This window comes from Aeromonas sp. 159, assembly GCF_963862045.1.
Lineage (GTDB): Bacteria > Pseudomonadota > Gammaproteobacteria > Enterobacterales > Aeromonadaceae > Aeromonas > Aeromonas veronii.
Genome location: NZ_CAWLMI010000056.1, coordinates 1 through 4,611 on the forward strand (window position 1 = coordinate 1; position 4,611 = coordinate 4,611).

4 protein-coding genes and 1 pseudogene are annotated in these 4,611 nt (G+C 59.8%); 2 read left to right on the forward strand and 3 right to left on the reverse strand.

What is annotated here, in order from left to right; all coding sequences use genetic code 11:
* Together AACR14_RS11120 and AACR14_RS11125 are read left to right on the forward strand one after the other, a co-directional pair.
* Positions 1-111: pseudogene (locus tag AACR14_RS11120) on the forward strand (sugar O-acetyltransferase); the annotation flags it as partial.
* Between the two features lie 246 nt (positions 112-357).
* Entirely contained in the window at positions 358-546 is a 189-nt protein-coding gene (locus AACR14_RS11125; RefSeq protein WP_019446232.1) for a hypothetical protein, read from the forward strand.
* Between the two features lie 64 nt (positions 547-610).
* On the opposite strand, the gene rluA is transcribed toward AACR14_RS11125, so the two are convergent.
* The 3 genes from rluA to AACR14_RS11140 form a co-directional block, all read right to left on the reverse strand.
* Positions 611-1,267 carry a bifunctional tRNA pseudouridine(32) synthase/23S rRNA pseudouridine(746) synthase RluA gene (rluA, locus tag AACR14_RS11130; RefSeq protein ID WP_019446233.1) on the reverse strand — a complete coding sequence of 219 codons (657 nt, stop codon included), beginning with the start codon at positions 1,265-1,267 and terminating at the stop codon, positions 611-613.
* A gap of 113 nt (positions 1,268-1,380) precedes the next feature.
* On the reverse strand, positions 1,381-4,248 hold the full coding sequence (gene rapA, locus AACR14_RS11135) for an RNA polymerase-associated protein RapA (RefSeq protein WP_026035047.1): 2,868 nt from the start codon (positions 4,246-4,248) through the stop codon (positions 1,381-1,383).
* 157 nt (positions 4,249-4,405) lie between these two features.
* The coding region (locus AACR14_RS11140) for a hypothetical protein (protein ID WP_237714697.1) at positions 4,406-4,611 on the reverse strand (206 nt) is incomplete at its 5' end.

Below are 4,611 nucleotides of genomic sequence, written 5' to 3' on the forward strand. Positions count from 1 at the left end.
GGCGCCGACTCGGTGGTGACCAAAGATGTGCCCGCCAATGTGGTGGCGGCCGGCAACCCTTGTCGGGTATTGCGGGCGATGACGGCGGAGGAGCTTGCGGGCCTCGAATAGGCATTTTCGAGGGGCTTGCCGGCGCTTTTTATCATTTATTTTTTAAATGATATTGCCACCATCATTTGCTTATCGAATGAATAATAAACACTTACAGCGCCCAGCTGGCGCGGTTTCGGGGCGATTTATCCCTTCCGCAGCGTTCGTCCGATCGACATGCAACCGGGCTCCGGTTCGGATTATTGTCCATTGATTGCTCATGTCTGGCTGAGGGCGGCCGATACTCTTTGATGCAGGAGGTAACCTATGGACATATCCAGCTCTGCAAATGCGTCGTTCGGTTCTGCGTTGATGGCGGCCAGTCTGGCCAAAAAACAGCAGACCCAAGAGGGCGAATCCGCACTGAAATTGCTGCAAACAGCAGCGCAATCCGCTCCGGCTGCGCCGACATCGGCCAGCGCTTCCCTCGGAAGCAATATCGATATCCGCGTCTGAGCGATAAAAAAGCCCCCATCTCTCGATGGGGGCTTTCTTTTTATTGGGCTGTTACCTGGCGGGCTCAGACCGGGAAAGGGGCTGGTGCCTCGAAGGTCATCCGCTCGCCGCTGCGGGGGTGGCTGATGGTCAGGCTGGCCGCATGCAGATAAAGGTGCGGTGCCGCCGCCAGCGCATCCGGGTTGGCGTAGAGGTTATCGCCGAGGATAGGGTGACCCAGCTCCAGCATATGCACCCGCAGCTGATGGGAGCGACCGGTAATCGGGGTCAGCTTGATCAGGCTGTTGCCATTCTCCACCTTCAGCTTCTGCCACAGGGTCAGGGCATGACGCCCCTCCTCGTGGTCAACTTTCTGTTTCGGCCGATTGGGCCAGTCGACGCAGAGTGGCAGATCCACTTCACCCGCATCCAGCTCCGGTTCACCCCACACCCAGGCGAGGTAGTGCTTTTCGGTCTCCCGCTCGCGGAATTGCCGGCTCAGCTCCCGGTGGGAGTTAGGGTTGAGCGGGATCACCAGCACGCCGGTGGTCGCCATATCGAGGCGATGGGCGGCTGCCGCCTTGGGGTGCTGCTGCTTGACCCGATGGAGCACGCTGTCTTCGTTCTCGGGGCCGCGCCCGGGGACGCTCAGCAGGCCAGTGGGCTTGTTGACCACCATGATGTCCTTGTCCTTGAACAGGATATCGAGCCAGGGTTCCAGGGGCGGTGAGTATACAAACATAGCGTCTCGCATCTTTGGTCAAAGCGGGGGCAAGCCCCCATCAGTTATGGGTTACCACGATAAAAAGTGCATGGCAGCCAACTTGCGTTGGGTTTGGCCATTTCACCGTTTTATCAGTTATGGGTCACCACAATAAAGCGGATGGCATCCAGCTTGAGCTGGGTCTGGTCGATCAGGTGGTGCAATTCTGCCTGCAGATTGCGCAGATATTCCAGCTCGCTGTCGCGCACGTTCGGGTTGACCGCCTTGAGCGCCTCCAGACGATCGAGATCCTGCTGCAGGGTCTGCGCCATCTGGGCGCGGGCCTTGTCGACAATCCCGGCCTTCAGCTCTTCGGCAATCGCCTGACCCTGGCCAATCAGACCATGGATCACCGGCTGGGACGCAGTCACCAGCTTGCTGCCGAGGTGGCGGTTGACCGGCGTCAGCTGGCGGTTGAAGGCATCGAACGCCACCTTCTCGCCGAGATTGTTGCCGTTCTTGTCCATCAGCAGGCGGATCGGTGTCGGCGGCATGAAGCGGTAAAGCTGGGGATGAGCCGCAGACTCGGCGACGAAGATCAGCTCCAGCAGGATGGAACCGACCGGCAGCGCCTTGTTCTTGAGCAGAGCCACCGAGGTGGCACCGATCTCGGAGCCGAGGATCAGGTCGATACCGCCGCGCATCATGGGGTGATCCCAGGAGAGGAACGACATATCGTCCCGCGACAGGGCGGTGGTGCGATCAAAGGTGATGGTCATGCCGTCTTGCGGCAGGCCCGGGAAGCTGGGCACCAGCATGTGATCGCCCGGCATCAGCACCAGCGCGTTCTCGCCGCGGTCATCCTGATTGACACCGATCTCGTCGAACATCTTGAGGGCGAAGGAGATCATGCCGGTGTCGTCATCTTCGGCGGCCAGCTTCTCGACCAGCTGCTTGGCGGCTTCGCCACCGCTGGAGTGAATCTCCAGCAGACGATCGCGGCCCTGCTCCAGCCTGGCCTTGAGCGGCTCGTGCAGTTCGCGGGTCTTGACCAGCAGGGCGTCGAGGGCTGCCTGATCGCCGGTGTTGGCGGCCAGCAGCTCGAACAGCTCTTCACGTACCGCTTCGAATACCGGGCGGGCAGTCGGGCAGGTCTGCTCGAACGCGTCCAGACCATCGTGATACCAGAGCTGCAGGGCGCGCTGGGCAGTCCCTTCCAGATAGGGAACGTGGATCTCGACGGTGTTCTGCTGACCGATACGATCCAGTCGGCCGATACGCTGTTCCAGCAGATCCGGGTTGAGAGGCAGATCGAACAGCACCAGATGGCTGGCAAACTGGAAGTTGCGCCCTTCTGAGCCGATCTCGGAGCAGAGCAGCACCTGGGCGCCACCCTCTTGCTGGGCAAAATAGGCGGAGGCCTTGTCCCGCTCGAGGATCGACATCCCTTCGTGGAACACGGCACCACGGATCCCTTCACGGGTACGCAGCGCCTCTTCCAGCGCGATAGCGGTCGCCGCTTCGGAGCAGATCACCAGCACCTTCTGCTGGCGGGCTGAGAGCAGCAGCTCCAGCAACCATTCGACGCGCGGGTCGAACTGGGTCCAGGTGGCGTTGTCACCTTCGAACTGCTGGAAGATCTTCTCGGGATAGAGATAGCGCAAGGCACGGGTCTGCAGATCGCCACCGTTGCCACCCATCATGCCCATTACCTTGATGGCGGTCTTGTACTGCTCCGGCAGCGGCATGGGGTAGACGTTGAGGTGACGCTCGGGGAAGCCCTGAATATTGGCGCGGCTGTTGCGGAACAGTACCCGGCCGGTGCCATGCTGGTCCAGCAGCTTGGCGACCGCCTGCTGGCGGGCGGCGGCATCGCTCAAGTCCAACCCTTCCAGCTGGCTGGCGAGGATCTGTCTGGCTTCATCGCTCAGGGTCTCGCCATCCAGCAGCTCTTGTGCGGCGCTGGCGACCTGACCATAGGCCTGCTCCTCGGCGAGGAAGGCCTCGTAGTCGTAGAAACGCTCGGGATCGAGCAGGCGCAGACGGGCAAAGTGGCTCTGGTGGCCCAGCTGATCCGGGGTGGCGGTCAGCAGCAGTACCCCCGGCACCTGTTCGGCCAGCGCTTCCACCATCTCATAGGCACGGCTTGGCGCCTCTTCACTCCACTCCAGATGGTGGGCTTCGTCGACAACCAGCAGATCCCACTCGGCTTCCAGCACCTGCTCGAAGCGACGACGCTTCTTGCGCAGGAAGTCGAGGCTGCAGATCACCAGCTGTTCGGTCTCGAAGGGGTTCTCCGCATCGGCAAACGCCTCGATGCAGCGCTCCTCATCAAACAGGGAGAAGTGCAGGTTGAAGCGGCGCAGCATCTCGACCAGCCACTGATGCTGGAGCGTTTCGGGCAGCAGAATGAGCACCCGATGGGCGCGGCCGGAGAGCAGCTGCTGATGAATGATCATGCCCGCTTCGATGGTTTTGCCCAGACCCACCTCATCGGCCAGCAGTACGCGCGGGGCGTAGCGGTGACCCACCTCGTGGGCAATATAGAGCTGGTGCGGGATCAGGCTGACCCGGCCACCAGCCAGACCGCGGGTCGGATTGCGACGACGCTTGTGCTGGTTGACCAGCGCCTCGTAGCGCAGGGTAAAGCGGGACATCCGATCGATCTGACCGGCGAACAGGCGATCCTGCGGCTTGTTGAACTTGATAAAGTTGTTGAGAAACACTTCCTTGAGGACAACCGGCTCATCATTGTCGGTGCGAACACCTACATATATAAGCAGGCCATCTTTCTCCTGCACTTCGTCGACCGTCATGGTCCAGTCTTCGTGACTGGCAATCTGATCGCCCACATTGAAGCTGACCCGGGTCACCGGCGCCTCTTCTTTGGCATACATGCGGTTTTCACCGGTAGCCGGGAACAACAGGGTAACCATGCGTCCTTCAACAGCAACGACAGTCCCCAACCCCAGATCCGTCTCTGTATCACTAATCCAACGCTGGCCAAGTGCAAAAGGCATTAAACTCTCCAAAGCCCAAGAGTGTGTGAATCGCAAAGGGGCGCTATGTTACCCGAAGGCGTGACCTCGATCACCATGCATATAGATGTAGAGAGATCAAATCGCCACAACCTTGATCTGCTACCATCGCCACGCCATCTAGAGGGTAGCGAGCGCGTCAAACGAGTGTGTTATTGCAGGATAAATGCGCTTTTTGGGCGATTAGTGAACGGTTGAACCAAAAATGCGAATTTAATTCGAAAACACCCTTGCAAGCGTGATCCAGATCCCTATAATGCGCCTCCATCGACAGGGCAAGCGGCAACGCAGAAAGCCAAGTCGGTAACCTCGAAAAGCCTTTAAAAATAAGGCTTGACTCGAGAA